The sequence below is a fragment of the Streptomyces sp. NPDC088554 genome, from assembly GCF_044752945.1.
Lineage (GTDB): Bacteria > Actinomycetota > Actinomycetes > Streptomycetales > Streptomycetaceae > Streptomyces.
The window spans coordinates 104,579-124,462 of record NZ_JBIVMF010000010.1 but is presented as its reverse complement, the minus strand read 5'-3'; the positions used below and the strand labels follow the sequence as shown (position 1 = coordinate 124,462).

At 69.6% G+C, this 19,884-nt stretch carries 15 protein-coding genes; 11 read left to right on the top strand and 4 right to left on the bottom strand.

The annotated features are described in order from the left end of the window. Positions 1 to 45: 45 nt before the first annotated feature. The 3 genes from ACIP8W_RS14165 to ACIP8W_RS14155 form a co-directional block, all read right to left on the bottom strand. A complete protein-coding gene (locus ACIP8W_RS14165) occupies positions 46 to 1,239 on the bottom strand; it encodes an aldose epimerase family protein (protein WP_401955570.1) in 1,194 nt (397 codons plus the stop codon). A gap of 154 nt (positions 1,240 to 1,393) precedes the next feature. Continuing rightward, positions 1,394 to 3,937 (bottom strand): alpha-L-arabinofuranosidase C-terminal domain-containing protein, encoded by a 2,544-nt coding sequence (locus ACIP8W_RS14160; protein WP_401955569.1) that lies wholly within the window; start codon positions 3,935 to 3,937, stop codon positions 1,394 to 1,396. 532 nt (positions 3,938 to 4,469) lie between these two features. After that, the gene (locus tag ACIP8W_RS14155) at positions 4,470 to 5,468 is read right to left on the bottom strand and encodes a LacI family DNA-binding transcriptional regulator (RefSeq protein ID WP_402203111.1); all 999 of its coding nucleotides are present in this window, start codon (positions 5,466 to 5,468) and stop codon (positions 4,470 to 4,472) included. Positions 5,469 to 5,548: 80 nt separating this feature from the next. Between ACIP8W_RS14155 and ACIP8W_RS14150 the strand changes: the two genes are divergently transcribed. The 7 genes from ACIP8W_RS14150 to ACIP8W_RS14120 all read left to right on the top strand — a co-directional run bounded on the left by ACIP8W_RS14150 (position 5,549) and on the right by ACIP8W_RS14120 (position 15,139). After that, positions 5,549 to 6,667, top strand: a complete 1,119-nt coding sequence (locus ACIP8W_RS14150; RefSeq protein ID WP_402203109.1) for a Gfo/Idh/MocA family protein — start codon at positions 5,549 to 5,551, stop codon at positions 6,665 to 6,667. After that, on the top strand, positions 6,664 to 7,584 hold the full coding sequence (locus tag ACIP8W_RS14145; RefSeq protein ID WP_401955566.1) for a PmoA family protein: 921 nt from the start codon (positions 6,664 to 6,666) through the stop codon (positions 7,582 to 7,584). Before ACIP8W_RS14150 ends, ACIP8W_RS14145 begins: the two co-directional genes overlap by 4 nt. Further along, complete coding sequence (locus tag ACIP8W_RS14140; protein WP_401955565.1) at positions 7,578 to 8,312, top strand: cupin domain-containing protein; 735 nt, start codon at positions 7,578 to 7,580, stop codon at positions 8,310 to 8,312. The genes ACIP8W_RS14145 and ACIP8W_RS14140 overlap by 7 nt, the downstream gene beginning before the upstream one ends. 391 nt (positions 8,313 to 8,703) lie before the next feature. Further along, a complete protein-coding gene (locus ACIP8W_RS14135) occupies positions 8,704 to 8,826 on the top strand; it encodes a hypothetical protein (RefSeq protein WP_401955564.1) in 123 nt (40 codons plus the stop codon). 291 nt (positions 8,827 to 9,117) lie between these two features. Next, positions 9,118 to 10,797, top strand: a complete 1,680-nt coding sequence (locus ACIP8W_RS14130) for a lysyl oxidase family protein (RefSeq protein WP_402203106.1) — start codon at positions 9,118 to 9,120, stop codon at positions 10,795 to 10,797. Positions 10,798 to 11,784: 987 nt separating this feature from the next. After that, complete coding sequence (locus ACIP8W_RS14125) at positions 11,785 to 12,999, top strand: S8 family peptidase (RefSeq protein WP_401955562.1); 1,215 nt, start codon at positions 11,785 to 11,787, stop codon at positions 12,997 to 12,999. 376 nt (positions 13,000 to 13,375) lie between these two features. Next, positions 13,376 to 15,139: a cellulase family glycosylhydrolase gene (locus tag ACIP8W_RS14120; protein WP_402203104.1), complete on the top strand. Its 1,764-nt coding sequence runs from the start codon at positions 13,376 to 13,378 to the stop codon at positions 15,137 to 15,139. A 119-nt stretch (positions 15,140 to 15,258) separates the two neighbouring features. On the opposite strand, the gene ACIP8W_RS14115 is transcribed toward ACIP8W_RS14120, so the two are convergent. Beyond that, the gene (locus ACIP8W_RS14115) at positions 15,259 to 15,825 is read right to left on the bottom strand and encodes a snapalysin family zinc-dependent metalloprotease (protein WP_402152808.1); all 567 of its coding nucleotides are present in this window, start codon (positions 15,823 to 15,825) and stop codon (positions 15,259 to 15,261) included. 379 nt (positions 15,826 to 16,204) lie between these two features. Here ACIP8W_RS14115 and ACIP8W_RS14110 point away from each other — a divergent pair, with 379 nt between their 5' ends. The 4 genes from ACIP8W_RS14110 (at position 16,205) to ACIP8W_RS14095 (ending at position 19,846) form a co-directional block, all read left to right on the top strand. Next, positions 16,205 to 17,602, top strand: coding sequence for a cation:dicarboxylate symporter family transporter (locus ACIP8W_RS14110; protein WP_402152806.1), 1,398 nt, complete (start codon positions 16,205 to 16,207; stop codon positions 17,600 to 17,602). A gap of 284 nt (positions 17,603 to 17,886) precedes the next feature. Beyond that, positions 17,887 to 18,654 carry an alpha/beta fold hydrolase gene (locus ACIP8W_RS14105; RefSeq protein WP_401955558.1) on the top strand — a complete coding sequence of 256 codons (768 nt, stop codon included), beginning with the start codon at positions 17,887 to 17,889 and terminating at the stop codon, positions 18,652 to 18,654. 119 nt (positions 18,655 to 18,773) lie between these two features. Then, positions 18,774 to 18,977 carry a hypothetical protein gene (locus ACIP8W_RS14100; protein WP_401955557.1) on the top strand — a complete coding sequence of 68 codons (204 nt, stop codon included), beginning with the start codon at positions 18,774 to 18,776 and terminating at the stop codon, positions 18,975 to 18,977. Positions 18,978 to 18,994: 17 nt separating this feature from the next. Next, positions 18,995 to 19,846 carry a GNAT family N-acetyltransferase gene (locus tag ACIP8W_RS14095; protein ID WP_401955556.1) on the top strand — a complete coding sequence of 284 codons (852 nt, stop codon included), beginning with the start codon at positions 18,995 to 18,997 and terminating at the stop codon, positions 19,844 to 19,846. Positions 19,847 to 19,884: the final 38 nt, after the last annotated feature.

Here is a 19,884-nt window from a genome sequence, read left to right as displayed (position 1 = left end):
TCAGCAGGTCAGGCGATCGGCCGGTCGATCGGCCATCGGGGGCGGTCAGGCCGGGAAGAAGTGCTCCGTCGTGGACCGGTAGGTGCGGCCGGGCCGCAGGACGGTCGAGGGGAACGACGGCTGGTTCGGGGAGTCCGGGAAGTGCTGGGTCTCCAGGCACAGCCCGTCGCCCTGCCGGTAGATCCGGCCCGAGGTGCCGACCAGCGTGCCGGTCAGGAAGTTGCCCGAGTAGAACTGCACGCCCGGTTCGGTCGTGGCGATCTTCAGGGTGCGGCCGGAAACGGGGTCGCGCAGGGTGATGGCGTGCCGGGGCGAGGAGGTGGAGCCCTTGTCGAGCACCCAGTTGTGGTCGAAACCCTGGCCGCGCAGGAGTTGGGGGTGGCCCGCGCGAATGTCGCGGCCCACGGTCTTGCCCGACCGGAAGTCGAAGGGGGTCGCCGCGACCCTCGCCAGCTCCCCGGTCGGGATCAGGGTGGGGTCGACGGGGGTGTAGCGGGAGGCGTCGAGGGTCAGCTCGTGGCCGTACACATCGCCGCTTCCCTCGCCCGCGAGGTTGTAGTAGGTGTGGTTGGTGAGGTTGACGACGGTGGCCCGGTCGGTGGTGGCGTGGTAGTCGATGCGCCAGCTGCCGCGCGGGGTGAGGGTGTAGGTCACCTTGACCGTGAGGGTGCCGGGATAGCCCATCTCAGCGTCCGGGCTGAGGTACGACAGGACGAGGCCCACCCCGGAGGAACCGCTGAAGGGCTCCACGTCCCAGACCCTCTTGTCGTAGCCCAGGGTGCCGCCGTGCAGAGTGTTCTGCCCATCGTTCAGCGGGAGTTGGTAGGTGCGGCCGTCCAGGGTGAAGCGGCCCCCCGCGATGCGGTTCCCGTACCGGCCGATCAGCGCGCCGAAGAAGGTGGTGGCCTTCAGGTAGTCGTCGAGGTTGTCGAAGCCCAGGGAGACATTGGCGTACCGGCCCCGGCGGTCCGGTATCTCCAGGGACTGGACGATGCCGCCGTAGCTGAGCACACGCAGCCGGGTGCCGCCGTTCTCCAGTGTCCAGCGGTGGACCTCGGTGCCGTCGGGGAGCCGGCCGAACAACTCCCGTACAGGGTGCCGTCCGCCCCCGGTGGCACCGGACGCGGCGGAGGCGGCCTGGGCCCCTCCCGCCATCGCGGCCGTCAGCCCGACGGCGGCGGCGCCCGCCAGGACGGTACGTCTGGTGGTGGGGCCCGTGCTCAGTGGTTCGGTGGCCATGCGTGCGGCTCCTGCCGGTTCGAAGAGTGATCGGAGTGGCGGCGCGATCGGCGCGATCGGCATATTCGGCGTGTTCATGTGACGGCGTGTCGGTGTGTGTCGCTGTGTCAGGAGGGGGATCCGGGCCGGACGCGTTGCGTCCGGCCCGGTCGCCTCACCTGGTCCTGACCCGCAGGAACGTGATCGAGTTCGGCGGGAAGGTGTGGGTGAAGACGCTGTCCACCCCTTCCAGGACCGAGCTCTTCGGCACGATCGGCTGGTCGGCCGCCGTGTTCACGGCGTCCGGGTCGCCGCTGAGCGTGGTCAGCCGGGCGGTCGGCTCGACCTTCGTCCCGCCGAGGTCGATCGCGGTGCGGGCGGCGGAGTCCTGCGCGTTGACGACCTTGACGATCAGGTCGCGGCCGTCACGGGTGACGACCTGGCGGAACGGCTCGGCGACCTTGTCGTCGGTGAAGCTGCCCCACTTCTTGCCGTCGAGCAGCAGGGTGACCTGACGGCCGCGGACCTCGACGCGTACGTCGTACGTCCGGCCGGTCTCGATCTTCGTACCGTCGGAGATCAGGGTCTGCTTGCCGCCGGCGACCGACTTCTCCAGTCCTGACTGGGTGTTGTTCCAGCCGCCGAGGTTCCACCAGTAGTAGTTTCCGGTGTCCTTCACACCGAAGGCGACCAGGAACCCTTCCTTCCCGGAGAGTTTGGTGGCCCTGGTGGTCAGGTCGTAGTCGCGCCAGGCCGGGTCGCCCGCCGTGACGAGTGTGTTCTCGGCGGTGGCGTCGGACTGTACGTACCGGCCGCCCTGGACCGTCCAGTCACCGGTGCCCGCCGCCCTGGTCCAGCGGCTGTCGCCGTTGGCGAAGTCGTCGGAGAACAGGGGCGTCCCGTCCGCGCCGGTGACCTTCACCTCGTCGTACGCGGCGCTCGTCGCCCAGGTCGACAGGCCGATCGCGCCGCCGATCGGGCCGGAGAGCGCGGGGGTGGCCGTCGCCGTGCTGGGAACGACCCGGTCGCCGACGTTGTTCATGAACAGCTTCTGCGCCTCGTAGCTCGTCGAGCCCCATGACCGGGTGGAGTCGAACCAGATCATGTCGGGCCGCCACTGCGTGCTGGCGGTGTCGGCGAGCAGCGGGGCGTACGAGGCGAGCTTGACCACATCCGCGTTGCGTTCGAGACCGGTCATGAACGCAGCCTCGGCCAGGGCGTTGCGGAAGCGGTTGTCCAGGGAGGCGTACTCACCGAGGAACACCTTGGGGCCCGAGCGGTCGTAGGAGTCGTAGCGCGCGTTGTTCTCCAGGAACCACTGCGGGCTGCGGTAGTAGTGCTCGTCGACCATGGCGACCTTGGCGTCGCGGTTGAGCTGCCAGGCCCGGTCGAAGGTCGCACCGGAGGAGTCGGGGCCCGAGTTGGAGATGACCATGACGTCCGGGTAGCGTGCCTCGATGGCCTTCCTGAACTCGACGAAGCGCTCGAAGAACGCGTCGGGGAGGTTCTCCTCGTTGCCCACTTCGAGATGGGTGAGGCCGAAGGGCTCGGGGTGGCCCATCTCCGCCCGCTTCTTGCCCCAGACCGAACTGGTGGGGCCGTTGGCGAACTCGATCAGATCCAGTGTGTCCTGGATATGGCGGCGGAGCAGGGCGGGGTCGTCCGTCGCCTTGTTCTGTCCGCATCCGGTGACGAGCGCGGGGACGACGGGCAGGGCCATCGCGCCGATGTCCTCGGCATACTGGAAGTACTCGTAGTAGCCGAGCCCGTAACTCTGGTTGTAGCCCCAGAAGTTGGCGTTGGTGGCACGTTCCTCGACCGGGCCGATGGTGTCCTTCCACTGGTACGAGCGCTTGCGCTGCCAGCCGGACGCCTCGTCGTAGCCCTGGTGGCTGCCGGTGTTGACCAGACAGCCGCCGGGGAAGCGCAGGAAGCCGGGGCGCAGGGCGGCGACCTTCTCGGCCAGGTCCTTGCGCAGCCCGTTGGGGCGCCCCTTGTAGGTGTCCCGGGGGAAGAGGGAGATCATGTCGAGCCCGACCGTGCCGTCGCCGCCCGCCGTGACGGCGAGCCGCCCGGTGGTGCTGGTCCCGGTGGCGGTGACGCTGCCGGTGTACTTGGCCCAGGTGTCGCCGCGCGCGGTGACACGGAGCGGGGCGGCCAGCGGGGTGCCGTCGGCGGACCGGAGCGCGAGGGTGAGGGGGGTCCCCACCGTCCGGTCGGTGCGGGCCCAGACCGAGACGTCGTACCGCTTGCCCTCGGCGACCGGGATCCCGGCGGTGTAACCGGAGTTGACCACCCCGGTCCCGGCGTCCGTACCGTCGGGGCGCACGCGCAGATAGGTGCGGTTGCGGGCGTTCAGACGGCCCGCGTCGTCGACGGTGGCCACCTGGCCGCCGCCGGTGCGGGTCCACGCGGTCATCGGTGTGTAGGAGGCGTTGTCGGCGGTGCTGTACTCGAACGACCGGTTCTGGACGAGCTCGGCGTACAGACCGCCGTCCGCGGCGCGGTTGATGTCCTCGTAGAAGACGCCGTACATGGTGTTGTCGATCTTCGGACCCTGACTCCCCGGGTCGACGTCGATCGCGTAGTCGATGGTGTTCTCGGCGGCGTCCCGGCCGTCGGCGGTGTCCGGTGCCGCGTTGGCGGGCGCCTGGATCGTGCCGGCGCCCACCAGCAGTGCCGCGGCGGTCAGAGCCAGTCTCCAGCGTGTGCGGGGCATGAGTACGTATGGCTCCTCGTTCGATATTTCGGACGTTGGTCAGAACCTCGAACGGAAAGATAAGGAGCGGTGACAGGGGCGTCAATGGTTCGCACAGCACGGACGTGAAGAGGCGGCTCCGCCGGGGCGCGTGGGACACGCATGGCAGGGCCGCCCCAACCGAGCGTTTCCGTACGTCGGATGGCCGACGGGACGGTCACGGACGAAGTGGGCGGCGCCGGATGCGCGGCCTCCCACGGGGTACGGAACAGCGGCGTGCCGTGGTCGGGATGGTGGGCGGTGCGGCACCGATTGCAAGCCGGACGGGGAACGACAAGAGGAGTGGAATGCCGGTGCACTCGCGGTGGATTCCGGAGATCTCATTGACTGCGCTGTCGCCACGGGCGTAACTTCCCGGCCTGTTGGAAACAGACTGGCAACGTTTGCAGTCACCCGTTCCACGAGCCCGTTCCCGGAGACGGGACGGGACGGAGCACGCCGAGCCCAGCCGAGTCACGTCCGCCGAGCCCGAAGGGAGAGGATGGTGCAGAGGTCAGCCGCGACCGACCGCGGCCGTCGACCCCCGTACGACCAGATGGGTCGGCAGGACCCGTTGCAGGGGCCGCGCGCCCTCGACGGCGGGCGTGCCCAGCATGCGGAACAGCAGATCGACGGCGGCCCTGGCCCCGTGCGCCTTGGGGACCGAAACGGTGGTGAGCGGCGGGGCGGCCATCCCGGACAGGGCTATGTCGTCGCAGCCGACCACGCTCATCTCGTCCGGCACCCGGACCCCGCGCGCGGTGAACCGGCTGATCAGGCCGAAGGCGACGATGTCGTTGAAGGCCACCACCGCGCTGGCACCGCTGGCGAGCACCACATCGGCCGCGCCGGTGATCCCACCGTCGAAGTGGGGCGCCACGCTCCCCACCCGGACGATGTCGAGCAGCCCGGTTTCGGCCACCGCCTCGATGCCGGCCGACCGTTCCCGCGCCGCCCAGGTGGAGCGCGGGCCGCCGACATAGGCGACCCTGCGGTGGCCCAGCGCGTGCAGATGGGTCAGCGCGTCGGCCATGCCCTCCATCAGGTCGGCCGTGACGCTGGCGAAGCCGGGCTCCCTGCGGTGCAGCAGGACGACCGGCTTGTCGGTGAGGTCGCCGAGGGAGGCGAGTTCCTCGCCGCTCAGATGGGGCGAGCAGAGCAGGATGCCGTCGACCTGCGGGGCGAGGGTGCGGATCGCGTCGAGTTCCAGCCCCTCGTCGCGTTCGGCGTCGCTCACGAACACGGCGTGGCCCAGCCCCCGGGCGCGGGCCTGCACCCCCTTGCAGATGTCCGCGAAGAACGGGTTCAGCAGATCCGGGACGATCAGGCCCAGATGACCCGTACGCCCGGTGATCAGACCGCGCGCCGACGCGTTGGGCTGGTAGCCGAGCCGGTCGGCGGCGGCCCGCACCCGTTCCCGTGTTACCGGACTCACTGTTCCGCCGGGCGCCAGCGCCCGGGAAACTGTGGACGGGGACACCCCCGCCGCCTTCGCGACCTCTCGAATCGTCACCTGCACGCCCTGAGATTGACACTCGGGCCCACGGGCGTCAATGAAGATCGCTTCACCTTCGCACCTCCGAGGAGCACCCCATGTCCGTTCAGCCCGACCGTCTCCGCGCCGCCGTCGTGGGAACCGGCGCGATCGTCGCCGGGAGCCATCTCCCGGCCCTGCGCGCCCATGCCGACCGCATCGAGTTGGTCGCGGCCGTCGAGGTGGATCCCGGCCGGCTCCAGGAGTTCCGTACCGCCGCCGCGGCCGAGGGCGCGGACGTCCAGGGGTACGAGGACCTCGACGCGATGCTCGGCGCCGTACGCCCCGATGTGGTCCTGATCGGCACCCCGCCGTCCCTGCACCGGAGCCAGACCGTCGCCGCGCTGAAGGCCGGGGCCTGGGTGCTGTGCGAGAAGCCGCTGTGTCTCACGCTCGCCGAGTACGACGAGATCGCCACGGCCGAGCACGCCTCGGGGGCCTATGCCTCGGTGATCTTCCAGCACCGCTACGGCTCCGGGGCCGAGCACGCCCGCGCGCTGATCAACGGCGGTGAGCTGGGCGCTCCGCTGGTCGCGCACTGCCAGACCACCTGGCACCGGGACAGCGCCTACTACGCGGTGCCGTGGCGCGGGCGATGGGCGACCGAGGGCGGCGGGCCCACCATGGGGCACGGCATCCACCAGTACGACCTGATGCTGCATCTGCTCGGCGACTGGACCGAGATCCGCGCCATGGCGTCCCGGCTGGTCCACGACATCGAGAGCGAGGACGTGTCGACGGCCCTGGTGCGGTTCGCGAACGGCACGCTGGCCACGGTCGTCAACAGCGCCCTGTCCCCGGACGAGGTGAGCCGGATCCGGATCGACTGCGCCGACGCGACGGTCGAGCTGACCCACCTGTACGGGCACACCAACGACAGCTGGACCTACACCCCGGCCCCGCACGTGGACGCCGCGCGCGTCACCGCCTGGCGCTCCCCGGCGACGGACGTGCCCAGCTCGCACACCGCGCAACTGGGCGCCGTGCTGGACGCGATGGGCGCGGGTGTCCGCCCGCCGGGCAGCGGTCCGGACGCCCGGCGCACCCTCGAATTCGCCGCCGCGCTCTACAAGGCGGCCTTCACCGGACAGCCGGTCCAGGCGGGCGAGATCGCCCCCGGTGACCCCTACTACACCGCCATGCACGGCGGCCACCCGGACTGGAGCCCCCAGCGATGACGATTCAGGTCACCCACACCCACGGTGAGCACATCACCGTCCGCTCGGGCGGCGTCGAGCTGCTGCGGTACGTGTACCGGCCCGATCCGGACCCCTTCGAGGCACGCAAGCCGTACATCCATCCGCTGCGCACCCTCGCGGGCCGGCAGGTCACCGGCTACCGGCCGAACGACCACCGGTGGCACAAGGGCGTCCAGATGACCGCGAGCCATCTGTCGGGGCAGAACTTCTGGGGCGGCAACTCCTATGTCCACGGGCAGGGGTATCTGGCGCTGCCGGAGCGGGTCGGTTCCATGCGGCACGACGGCTTCCCTGAGCTGACGGCGGAGGAGGACCGGTTCACCCTCGCCGAGGAGCTGACCTGGCTCGAGAACGGCGGTGAGCGGTGGGCGCGCGAGGAGCGCGGGATCACCGTCCACTCGGTCGACGAGGGGTCCGGTTCCTGGGTCCTGGACTGGTCGATCCGGCTGACCAACCTCCGTGACGAGCCGCTGCGGTTCGGCTCGCCGACCACCGCGGGCCGCGAGATGGCGGGCTATACAGGGCTCCAGTGGCGCGGTCCGCGCGACTTCACCGGCGGTACGGTCTTCGGCCCCGGCGAGCCCACCGGGGACACCGAGCTGATGGGCACCCGTGGCCCGTGGCTGGCCTTCACCGCCGAGCACGACGACGTCGACGCGCACTCCACGCTGGTCTTCGCGCACGCGCCCGCGACGGACCCGGCCAGCGCGGTGGACCGCTCGCACTGGTTCGTACGGTCGAATCCGGTCCCGACCGTGGCGTTCTCCTGGGCGTTCTTCGAGGAATTCGCGCTGGAGCCCGGCGCGTCCTTCGCGTACCGCTACCGAATGGTTGTCGCGGACGGCGCGTGGAACCGCGACCGGGTCGCCACCCGGCTGAAGGGGCTGGCATGGTGAGCCTTCCGCATCCGCTGCCGGGGGCCGTCGGACTCTCGCACGTGAGCGCGTACGACTGGGCGGCGGCGGACGGGGTGTGCGGCGGGAGCCCTCATCTGCATCTGGTGTGCACCGAGGCGTACGTCGTCACGGGCGGCCGGGGCGCGGTCCAGACGCTCGGCCCCGGCGGCTACCGGGAAACGCCGCTGGAGCCGGGGACAGTGGCCTGGTTCACCCCCGGCACCGTGCACCGGATGGTGCAGGGCGACGGGCTGCGGATCACCGTACTGATGCAGAACAGCGGGCTGCCGGAGGCCGGGGACGCGGTCTTCGCCTTCCCGCCCGCGTATCTCGCCGATCCCGAGCGGTACGCGGCCGCCGCGGCGCTCCCCGCCCTCTCGGGGCCCGCGGCCGAGGAGGCGGCGCTGCGGCGGCGGGATCTCGCGGTCGAGGGGTATCTGGCGCTGCGGGAGGCGGCGTTGGCGGGCGACGGCGGCCCCTTCCTGGAGTTCCAGCGGGCCGCCGCCCTGCTCGTCCGCGCCAAGGTGCCCGGCTGGCGGGAGCTGTGGCGCGGCGGTGCGCTGGCCGCCGCCGCGCGGACCGGGGCGCAGCTGGACGCGCTGGAGTCCGGCGCCCCGGACTATCTGGCCGACGCCGCCGCGTACGACAGCGGCCCGAGCCGGACCGGCGGGTACGGCATGTGCGGCCGTCGCGACGAGTACACACTGCCCGGCACCACGCTTCCGTAGCCTCGTCCGCTCGTCTCCCTCGCTTCATCACCATGCCGATCTGCCGACCTGTCGGTAGGTCGGTCTGTCGATTGATGGAGAGGAGGGTGAATTCAGCATGCCCGGACACAGGACAGAGAAGTTCCGCGCGCTCCTGGTGGCCCTCGCGCTCGGTGCCCTGCTCACCGCGTGCGGCGGTCCGGGGAAACGGATGGCGGCGGGGTCACCCTGCACTACACCTGGTGGGGCAATCCCGACCGGGCGGCCCGTACCGACGAGGCGGTCGCGCTGTTCGGGAAGAAGCACCCCGGGATCGGCGTACAGACCTCGTTCGCCGGTTACGACGCGTACAAGTTACGACGCGTACAAGCAGAAGCTCGCCACCCAGGCGGCGGCCGTACTGTGTGCGTGGATGATGCCGCCGCTGGCCTTCCTGGCACCGGGCCCACTGGCACCGGCGCTCACCGCCGTCGACGTACGCGACCGGGATGTACGTACTGACCCCACCCCGGAAGACACACGGGACGCCGTCTGACACCGTGCCGACCGTCGAGGGAGCGGGGTGGGCCCCGGCGCATACCACATCCGGAGGATCGCGGGAATGAGCATTCGGTGAGATGGCCTGATCCACGATCCGGGGAACGTGTTCCGGCCAACGATCAGCGGGTTGCGGAGGTCCGGGCAACCCGGATCGGATTCTGGCGTTCTCACAGATTGTTCACAGGCAATCCCGTGACATACCACTCGATACCGGGATGGAGGGGAAGACCTGTGGGCTGCCCTTCCCGCTCCCCGTGCCTCCGTGGCACCCGCAGATGAGGAACCGATGACCAGACAGCACCTCAGCCGCACCCGGCGTTCCGCGATAGCCGGTGCCGCGGCTCTCGCCGTGGTCGCGGGCGTGGGCGGAGCCGCGCCCGTCGCCGGAGCGGCGACCGCGCCCGGTCCGAAGCTCAACCTGATCGCCGCCTCCACGTCCGTGACCCTCGACCGGTGGGAGGGCAGCGACGGGGTCTACCTGGAGCTCGGCACCTATCTCACCGTCGACGGCGGCCCGCTCGAATTCCAGGTGACGCGCAAGTCCTACAAGGACCCCGTAATCGCCCGTCAGATCATCCGGGACGGGAAGAAGACCCGGACCAGGAACCTGCCCAAGGGAATGGTCAAGGACTTCTCCGGGCTCCGGGGGTTCCTGGAGACCACACTGACCGACGCGTCCGGCAAGGTGGTGCACAAAACCACCGACACGTTCTGTCCCAACAACGCGTCGGGCCGGCTCCGCCCGGACGCCCCGGCCACCTCGAAGTATCCCGAGAGCTGCCCGACCAACCCCTTCACCCTCGGTTCGGTGTGGGGCGTCCAGCGGGGCTGGGCGACCAACACCACGATGTACGACTACTCCAGGCCGGTCGATCTCAAGGCCGGGGAGTACACCGCCAAAGTCTCCGTGACGAAGAAGTACCGCGACCTGTTCTCCATCCCGAACAAGACGCGGACGGTCAAGGTGACCGTCCGCCGGCTGACGGACGACGGGGGCGGTGCGGGGCTCCGCTCCGCCGCCGGGCACTCGGGCCACACCGCGATGCCGGGGCACTCCATGCCCTCGGCCCCGGCAGCCGGACACGCCCACACCTACCTCGACAGCCGGGGCGCCGACGCGCCCGTACCGCCCGCCGCGCCGCACGCCCTCGCCTCCGGCAACCGCTCGGCGCGCGCCGCCGACGGCAAGGGGCAGACCGACGGTTCGCGGATCGCGCCCGCGCTGAAGCCCAACGCCGAGCGTCCGGCCGGCCGGGCCAAGGTCCCGGACGTACCCAAGCCCGATCTGCGCGCACTGCCCGCCTGGGACATCGCCATCACCGACGGCGAGGACGGTGACATCAAGGGCAAGGACTATCTGGCCTTCAGCGCCAACGTGTGGAACGCGGGCCCCGCTCCCCTGGTCGTGGACGGTTTCCGGAGCCCCGGCAAGGATCTGATGGACGCGTACCAGTACTTCTACGACGCCAAGGGCAGGCAGGTCGGATACGCGCCCGCCGGCACCATGGAGTGGGACGCGCGGGTGGGCCACGAGCACTGGCACTTCACCGACTTCGCCAGCTACCGGCTGCTGACCGCCGACAAGAAGGTGGCCGTGCGCAGTGGCAAGGAGGCCTTCTGTCTGGCCAACACCGACGCCATCGACTACACGGTGAAGAACGCCAACTGGCACCCGAACAACACCGATCTGGCCACCGCCTGCGGTTCGCGCGGCTCGATCTCGGTGCGTGAGGTGCTCGACGTCGGCTCGGGTGACACCTACACCCAGTACCGCCCCGGCCAGTCCTTCGAGGTCACCGACTTCCCGAACGGCACCTACTACATCGAGGTGCTCGCCAACCCGTCGAAGCGGCTCCACGAGACCAGTCTCAAGAACAACGTCGCGCTGCGCAAGGTCGTGCTGAGCGGCAAGCCCGGCGCCCGCAAGGTGACCGTGCCGCCGCACCAGCTGATCAACACCCCCTGATCAACACCCTGTGATCAACACCTTGTGATCCGCGAAAAGCGTCCGCCGGTTTCTGTGATTCCGGCGGACGCCGCGCGTCTCCTGTAGGCCGGGACGTGCGGACGCTCCCGTGGCGGCGCCCGTGCGCCCGCCCGGATAGCCTGCCGCACAGGGCCGGCGGTCCGCAAGCGTCTCGCCCGCCATGTGCGCGCGTGCCCGCACTGCGCCGCCCACCAGGAAGAACTACTGCCCGCCGAGGGGCTGTTGGCGTGCCTCGCCCTGGCGTACGGGACATCGGCGGCCTGGCCGGACACCGCGCCGCCCCGCCGGGCCGCCCCGCCGGGCCGAGAGGCGGGATCACCCCGACCAGCTTCCCGGGGGAAGGTCTCCGGTGGTGACGGCTGTCGATCGCGCACCGGGGCGAGTGGGTGACCATCCGGGCAGGGGTACTTCACGGTCCGCTGGAACCTGATGTACGGGGAGCGCGGCGGCGCACCGACCATGCCCAGTTGGACCGCGCTGGAGGGGAAGCTGTTCCATGCGGCCTCCGGGGGCGGTACCGGATGGACGACACACTGCCCGGGAGCCCCGACCCGCAGCAGGACGGGCAATCGGAGGACGGCCATGTCGTCCCGGGACACCGTCACCGCGGGGTTCTCCGTACCGCCGTCCGGTGGCGATCAGGGACGGGTGCGGTACGGCTTCGCACGGACACCGGCAAGGACACCGCTCCGGTCCCGCAGCGTCTCTGACCCGCTCGGCGGGGGCAATCCATTGACGGCACGTCAGGAGTCATCCGTACAGTAGGAGACCGGGGCGCCTGGGCACGCCCGGTAAGTCCAGGATCGACCGGTCTCCACGTCACTCCCATTACAGTTACATGTCATGCGCATGACATCACAACGCCCCTTCTTGAAACGGCGGTTGGGCTTCCGCCATCGTTTCCCACAAGCGGTCGCAGCAACCCACTGCGCCCCACGCGCACCACGATGAGGAGGACCCCTCACCATGGCAGTGATACGTACCACCCGCACCCGGATCGCCGCGGCGGTCGCCGCCGTCACGGCGGTCACCGCGCTCGGAGCCGTCTCCCTCCCGGCCCAGGCCGCGCCCGCACCCGCGCTCGGGACGGTCATCGGCGCCGACGCCGCCGACGCGGTGGACGGCAGCTACATCGTCACGCTGAAGAAGAGTTCCGGCCTCGCCGCCGCCTCGGCCGCGGGCCGCGATGTGGTGTCCGAGTACGGTGGCACGGTCGAGCGGACGTACACGGCGGCCCTCAACGGCTACGCCGCCGAGCTGTCCCCCACCCAGGCCCGCAGACTCGCGGCCGACCCGGCGGTCGACCAGGTCTTCCAGAACCGCACCGTGCGCGCGCTCGCCACCCAGACCAACCCGCCGTCCTGGGGACTGGACCGCATCGACCAGACCTCCCTGCCGCTGAACCAGCAGTACGCCTACCCGGACACCGCCGGTGAGGGCGCGACGGTCTATGTCATCGACACCGGGGTCCGCATCGCCCACCAGGACTTCGGCGGCCGGGCCGTCAACGGCTACGACGCCGTCGACAACGACAACGTCGCGCAGGACGGCAACGGTCACGGCACCCATGTCGCCGCCACCGCCGCGGGCACTGCCTACGGTGTGGCGAAGAAGGCGAAGATCGTGGCCGTGCGGGTGCTCAACAACTCGGGCCAGGGCACCACGGCCGGGGTCGTGGCGGGCATCGACTGGGTCACCAACAACCACAGCGGCCCCTCCGTCGCCAATGTGTCCCTGGGCGGTGGCGTCGACACCGTACTGGACACCGCCGTACAGAACTCCATCAGGAGCGGGGTGACCTACGCCATCGCCGCGGGCAACAACAACGCCAACGCCCAGAACTACTCCCCGGCCCGTGTCCCCGAGGCGATCACCGTCGGCGCGACCACCAGCACCGACGCGAGAGCGAGCTACTCCAACTACGGTTCCCGGGTGGACATCTTCGCGCCCGGCAGCTCCATCACCAGCGCCTGGAACACCTCCAACACGGCCACCAACTCCATCTCCGGCACTTCCATGGCCGCCCCCCACGTGGCCGGCGCCGCCGCCGTCTATCTCGCCGGACACCCCACCGCCACCCCGGCCCAGGTCGCCACCGCCCTGGTCGACGGCGGCACGTCAGGCACCGTGACCAGCCCCGGCACCGGATCACCCAACAAGCTGCTCAAACTGATCCCGTAACCACCACGCCCCACCCCACCCGCCCGCCGCCCACCACCCCGGGCGGCGGGCGTCGCCGTACCCACCGCGATCACCCGAGGACGCGAACCGAGCGCCCGGCCGCGGAACTCGGGGGTGGCGCTGTGTCCATGCGGTCATTCAACGTGCAGCGGTACAGGGCAAGCACCGTGACGACACGGCGTAGTCCCACCGGTCGAGACATTCCGCTTCCTCACCATGGGTACGTTCACAGACGAGCCCGCTCTCCGGACCGATCCCAAGGTCCACAAGTCCACGCTGTGCCGGATCAGCACCTCCTGACTCCACCTCACCACCACCCCGGGACAGGGGCCGTGAGCGGCGAAGCACCGACTCGACCGAGCGAAAGGAACGAGACGTGAAGAGAACACGGCCGCCCGCACGGTATCGCAGACAGGGGTTCGGGCAAGTGGCGAGCCTTCTGCTGGCGCTGCTCGCCGCAGTCGGTCTCGCCTGTGGCAGCGCGTTCGCGGCTCCTCACCCGGAGAGCGCGTCCGCCTCCTCGACGGTCACAGCCCCGGTTCCCGACAACGCCATGGACGCCGTGGCCGCGATGCAGCCGGGTTGGAACCTGGGCAACACTCTGGACGCCATCCCCCATGAGACGTCCTGGGGCAACCCCTTGACCACCAAGGCGATGTTCGACACCGTGCGAGCCCAGGGCTTCCGCAGTGTCCGCATACCTGTCACCTGGAGCAACTACCAGTCGGCCGAAGCCCCTTACACGATCGACCCGGCGTACATGAGCCGGGTCGGGCAGGTGGTCGACTGGGCCCTGGCCGACGATCTCTACGTCGTCCTCAACCTCCATCACGACTCGTGGCAGTGGATCAACAAGATGGCCACCGACCACGACCAGGTGCTGGCCCGTTACAACGCGACCTGGAACCAGATCGCCACCGCGTTCAGGAACGCACCGCGCAAGCTGCTCTTCGAGAGTGTCAACGAACCCGTCTTCGACAACGCCAGTGACGCCCGGAAAGCCCAACTGCTCAACGAGTTGAACACCTCGTTCCACAGCATCGTGCGCCAGAAGGGCGGCGAGAACGCGACACGTCTCCTCGTCCTGCCCACTCAGGTCTGCACACCGGACCAGGGACTCATGGACGAGCTGGCCGCCACGATCAACTCGTTGCACGACCCCAACCTGGTCGCCACCGTGCACTACTACAGTTTCTGGCCGTTCAGTGTGAACATCGCCGGCTACACCCGGTTCGACGCGACCGTCCAGAAGGACATGAGCGATGCCTTCACCCGGATGCGCGACACGTTCGTCGCGAAGGGCATCCCCGTCTACCTCGGTGAGTACGGCCTGCTCAGCGACCCCGACTACACCCGCCCCACCGACATCGTCCAGCGGGGTGAGGCGCTGAAGTACTTCGAGGCGTTCGGCCATGAAGCGCGGGTCAACGGGGTCACCACCGCTCTGTGGGACGCCGGTTCCTTCCTGAACCGCAACACGTTGCAGTGGCGCTACCCCGGACTGTCCGCCCAGATCAAGTCGGGTTGGACCACCCGCTCGGGAACCGCCTCCTCGGACAGGGTCCTCGTACCGAAGTCCGGCGCGATCACGGCCAAAACCATCGCGCTGAACCTGAACGGCACCGCCTTCCAGGGCCTCTGGCAGGGCAGCACACCGCTCGTCCAGGGCAGGGACTACACGGTCGCGGGCAGCCAGCTCACGCTGACGACTGCCGCCCTCACCCGGCTGACCGGCAACCGGGACTACGGGGTCAACACGACACTCCAGGCCGGATTCTCCTCAGGGGTGCCCTGGCAGATCGACGTGACCACGTACGACACACCGGTGCTGTCGCAAGCGACCGGAACGACCGGCTCCTTCGCCATCCCCACGCAGTTCCGGGGCGACACACTGGCGACCATGGAGGCCACATACGCCGACGGCCGCAACGCCGGCCCCGCCGACTGGACCTCCTACCAGCAGTTCGAGACCGCGTTCTCCCCGAACTACGGCGGCAACGCCCTCACCCTCACCCCCGCCTTCTTCAACGCGGTCGGCGACGGCACACCGGTAACACTCACCTTCCACTTCTGGAGCGGCGCCACCGTGACGTACCACGTGACCAAGTCGGGAAGCTCGGTGACGGGCAGGACCTCCTGACCGAGCCGTAAAGCACGCACCGCGGTAACGGGGTAACGGGCGACTGGGTCGTCGGGATCCGCCACCGGGTCCCGACGACCACGCCCGCGTCACTGCCGCTCGGGATCCCGCGCCGCGCGTCAGTCCACGGTCACGGTGTTGAGGGGCACCGTTGCGGCCGTACGCGCGAACGCACCTCCGAAGGACCCCTCGACCTCCGCCTTCTCGGCCGTGTTCGGGTAGGCGTTCGTGCACGTGGTACCCGCGCTGGAACCGGACATCAGGCTCGAACAGGGCCCCGGCTTGCGGTCCGGCAGGCCCAGGATGTGGCCCAGTTCATGGGACGAGATACGGATCGTGTTGTGGCCCTCGTCCACCGCCTGCCGTCCGATGTAGACGGTGCCGTTGCCCAGCGAGGTGGTGATGGCACGGGGCCAGCCGTTGTCCGCCAGGACCCGGATGTTGGCGCGTTGCCCGGCCGAGACCGGCCGCAGTTCGACAGCGTCGACGCTCTCGTTCCAGATGGCCGCGCCCCGGTCGACCGCGGACCTGAACTCCGCGGCCCCGCCGGCGTCGTACGTGATCACACGAGCGGCCAAGGCCCTGTCCGTATCAGCGGAAGGGGCGGCCACGGCCGGACCACCCATCAGGGAAAAGGTCACGGTCAGCGCGGCAGCCAGCCCGCTGGTCAGCTGGGGAACGTTCATGGTCGGCCTCCTTGCAGGGAGAGATGGTCGTGCACATGACATGCTTTCTCCCTGCTCACTGCCCATCAAGGACCGGCGCCAATCCGCCGTTTCGGCGAACGTGACACCCTGGATCCGAACTGCCGCCGGGATAGCTCGACCTGGTGCCGGGCAGGCCCATAAAGGCTCCCCCCTAAGGGGGTTGACGACCCTCCCGGAGCACCGTACGACCGGCCTCGCGACGTCGCGACACCGCCCGTACGCCGATTGGAGCAATGTACAAGATTTGGCAAGGCCGGAGACGAGGGACTTCCATGCATCGCATCGCTGAGCAAGAGTGACCTCCACCACGATTCGGAAGTAAGTTTCCGCATTGTAGAACTTGCTCTGGAGGAATACCGTGTCGCCGTCCGTACCGTCCCTGCCGCGACGCGTCGCACGCACGCTGTGCACCTCGCTGTTCGCGCAGGTCGCCTGTGCCCTCGTTCTCGGAATCGTCGTCGGAAAGCTGTGGCCCGACATCGCCACAGCCGCCCAGCCGCTCGGTGACGGATTCGTCCGCCTCATCAAGGCAGTGATCTCGCCCCTGGTGTTCTGCGTGGTCGTCGTCGGCATCACCAAGGCCGGAGACCTCAAGGCCTTCGGACGGATCGGCCTCAAGGCCCTGATCTGGTTCGAAGTCGCCACCACGCTGGCGCTGTTGATCGGCCTGCTCGCCGGGAACCTGGTCCAGCCCGGGGCCGGCATGAACATCGACCCGGCGAAGCTGGACACATCGGCGGTCGACGAGAAGACGGGCGGCGGATCCCTGCCCTCGACATCCGAGTTCATCCTGCGCGCCCTGCCCGACAGCGCGGTCGGTGCGTTCGCCGAGAACTCGCTCCTCCAGGTTCTGGTGCTGGCCTGTCTGGTGGGAGCCGCCGTGCTGCATCTGGGTCACACCAAGGTGCCCAAGATCCTGCCGGCCGTGGAACAGGCCCAGGACGTGGTCTTCGCCATCGTCGGCTTCGTCATGAAGCTCGCCCCCCTCGCGGTCTTCGGCGCGACGGCCCACCTGGTGGGAGAGTACGGGGTCGGTGTGATGTCCACGTACGGCAAGCTCATCGGTGTCTGCTACGCGGCCGCGCTGATCTTCCTGCTCCTGCTGGCCGTCGCGCTCAAAGCGGTCGTCGGCATCAGCCTCTGGAAGTTCGTCCGCTACACCCGCGAGGAGATGCTGCTCGCGCTCGGCACCGCCTCCAGCGAGACCGTCATGCCCCGCATGATGCAGAAACTGCGCCAGGCCGGCTGCCGCGACGACGCCGTGGGCCTGGTTCTGCCCACCGGCTACTCCTTCAACCTCGACGGCGCCTCGATCTACCTCTCCATCGGCACACTGTTCATCGCCGAGGCGGTAGGCGTGAACCTTTCCCCGGGCCAGCAGATCACGGTCGTCCTGATCCTCATGCTGACGAGCAAGGGCATGGCGGGCGTACCGGGTTCGGCGTTCCTCGCACTGTCGGCGACCGCATCGGCGCTCGGGGTCATCCCGGTAGGCGCCGTCGCCCTGCTCCTCGGCGTCGACCGCATCATGGACTCGATGCGCGTCGCCACCAACCTCCTCGGCAACTGTGTCGCCGTCTTCGCCGTCTCCCGCTGGGAGGGCGCGCTGGACATCGACCGCGCCAAGAAGATGCTCGACGGCGAGATCACGTTCGTACCGGAGGAGAACACACCGATACACGACACCGAACTCACACCTCGGCGCGGAGCCCACGTGGACGGTCCGGCCGGTCAGCCGACCGCGGAAAGGAGTTGACCCGCGCCGAACGGCAGAGACAAGGAAGTCCACACCGACCGTGACCCCAGACAGTGGACAGCCCCCGCCCGGAGAATCCTCCCGGTGCTGGGCTTGTCCGGCCGGACGCGCCTCTCGGTGAGGTGCGCCCCGTGGTGATCTGCCGAATCCCGGCCGCGAACCGCTGCCTCAACGCGTTTTGATCGCTCTCGTCGAGCCATGTGGCCGAGACGCTCCGCAGACAGGTCTCGACGAGATCGTCGGCGCTCCGGTCGGAGACGACACTCCGTGAGAGGTGTTCGCCCATGTCCACAACGCCTGTCCCCCACCGGATGACGATCGAGGCCGACGGTGCGCGCCTGTACGCCGAGGTGGCCGGTGAGGGCCCGCCACTGCTCTGCGTCAGCGGATCCGGTTCGGCGCTGAACGAGGAGTACGGCCCGGCTTCGTCACCGCTCAGCAGGCATTTCACCGTCGCCGCCTACGACCATCGTGGACTCGGGCGCTCCACCTCGCAGGACCGGCCCCTCACCATGGCCGACTTCGCCGAGGACGCCTTCACGGTGGCAGACGCGTTGGGCTGGGAGAAGTTCGCGCTGTTCGGACCGTCGTTCGGTGGCATGGTGGCACAGCGGATGGCGGTGTCACGGCCTTCCCGGATCCGTCGGCTCGTACTCTGCGGTACGTCGAGTGGAGGCCCGGGAGGAAGCTCCTACCCGCTCCACGAACGTCCGGAGCCGCTCCGGATGGCGATGCTGTTCGACACCCGGCCGAAGATGTGGGAGGGCCTGGTCTCCCTGATCTCCGGGACCGAGCCCCCGCACGAGCCTGGCTACGAACGGCAGTTGCGCGCGCGGGCGACGCACGACGTCTGGTCGCGGCTTCCCGCTGTCACGGCACCGACCCTTGTCACCTCGGGCAGGTACGACGCGATCGCGCCGCCTGGGAACGGCGCGGCCATCGCGTCCCGGATCCACGGAGCCCGTCACGAGGTCTTCGAGGGAGGGCACGCCTTTATGTACGAGGACGCACGCGCCTGGCCTGTGACACTTGAGTTCCTCCGAGGCGCCTGACACCACAGAACAGCACCGGTGCGGCTCGCCTGCCGCATCGGTGCTCCCGTACGTGATCCACCGGGCAGCCGGCCTCATACGGGGCAGCCCGTACCCTCACCGCCTCGCGGACCGCCGCGGTGTTCTTCCTGCCCGTCCTGGAGCCGTCGAGCTTCGCCTGGATGTGGTCCTTGATGGTGCCCGGCTCGTACAGCGCGGCGTCCGACTCGGCGACGAACGACGCCAGTGGCGCGACCACCGCGTCGATGGTGCCGTCGTGGAACAGGGCGGCCGACCGGCATCGTCGGATCCGGCCGTCCACCACACGCGGCTTCACCCGGTGACTGTCTAGGGTGGGCGGATGGACGAGATGGAGATCGTGGCCGACCGGGACGCGTGGCGAGCCGAATTCGAGGAGCGGGTGCTGGCCGGGTACCGGGCTGCGGGGTGCTCCGAGCCGCTGGCCCAGGCCCTGCGGGAACGGGCGGTGGAGGGAATCGACGACTGGACGGTGGCCACGGACGGCACCGAGTGGATCGCGGTCGGGGTGACGGAGGACAACGGGACGACCGTGGGCCGCATACACGACCTGACGGCGCCGCAGGGACGCGAGTGGGCCGAGCGGTGGTGCGCCGCACACGGCGCGCGGCAGGTGGCGGTCCGGCTCACCGGCGGAGCGGGAGCATTCGCCGGCTATCCCGTACGGGGACAGAACCGGATGCGTGTCGCGGCCGAGCAGCCCGCGCTGCCACCGGGCCTGGCCGTACGCCGGCTCACCGAGGAGGAGTACCCGGGCTGGTACGCGGACGAGAAGGCCGCGTACATCAGGGACATCGTCCGTGCCGGATTCCTGAGCCTGGAGCAGGCCGGGGCCAAGTCCGACCAGGACTTCGCCCGCCACCTCCCGCAGGGGTATCTGACCCCGGGGCACGCCTTCTACGCGATGGAGGCCGGCGGCCAGGTGGTCGGCACCGGCTGGGTGAACCACGGCTTCCTGCCGGGCGTGACCTTCGGCTTCTCGCTGGAGGTCCGCAGGGAGCACCGCGGCAAGGGCTACGGCCGGGCCGCGATGGCGGTCGGCGAGTGGGTCACCCGGCAGGGCGGCGACGAGGCGATGATGTTCAACGTCTTCGGCGGCAACGAGGTCGCGATGAGTCTGTACGACAGCGCCGGCTTCGTCGTCCTGGACGAGTACCGCTCGATCGACCTCTAGGGGTGTGGCGAAAGTCCCGTACCAGCGCCGTGTGCTGT

Excerpts from the sequence above, each read along its gene's own strand:
- ACIP8W_RS14165 (WP_401955570.1), bottom strand. The coding sequence starts at position 1,239 with ATGGCCACCGAACCACTGAGCACGGGCCCCACCACCAGACGTACCGTC.
- ACIP8W_RS14160 (WP_401955569.1), bottom strand. The coding sequence starts at position 3,937 with ATGCCCCGCACACGCTGGAGACTGGCTCTGACCGCCGCGGCACTGCTG.
- ACIP8W_RS14150 (WP_402203109.1), top strand. The coding sequence starts at position 5,549 with ATGTCCGTTCAGCCCGACCGTCTCCGCGCCGCCGTCGTGGGAACCGGC.
- ACIP8W_RS14145 (WP_401955566.1), top strand. The coding sequence starts at position 6,664 with ATGACGATTCAGGTCACCCACACCCACGGTGAGCACATCACCGTCCGC.
- ACIP8W_RS14140 (WP_401955565.1), top strand. The coding sequence starts at position 7,578 with ATGGTGAGCCTTCCGCATCCGCTGCCGGGGGCCGTCGGACTCTCGCAC.
- ACIP8W_RS14135 (WP_401955564.1), top strand. The coding sequence starts at position 8,704 with ATGATGCCGCCGCTGGCCTTCCTGGCACCGGGCCCACTGGCACCGGCG.
- ACIP8W_RS14130 (WP_402203106.1), top strand. The coding sequence starts at position 9,118 with ATGACCAGACAGCACCTCAGCCGCACCCGGCGTTCCGCGATAGCCGGT.
- ACIP8W_RS14125 (WP_401955562.1), top strand. The coding sequence starts at position 11,785 with ATGGCAGTGATACGTACCACCCGCACCCGGATCGCCGCGGCGGTCGCC.
- ACIP8W_RS14115 (WP_402152808.1), bottom strand. The coding sequence starts at position 15,825 with ATGAACGTTCCCCAGCTGACCAGCGGGCTGGCTGCCGCGCTGACCGTG.
- ACIP8W_RS14105 (WP_401955558.1), top strand. The coding sequence starts at position 17,887 with ATGTCCACAACGCCTGTCCCCCACCGGATGACGATCGAGGCCGACGGT.
- ACIP8W_RS14095 (WP_401955556.1), top strand. The coding sequence starts at position 18,995 with ATGGACGAGATGGAGATCGTGGCCGACCGGGACGCGTGGCGAGCCGAA.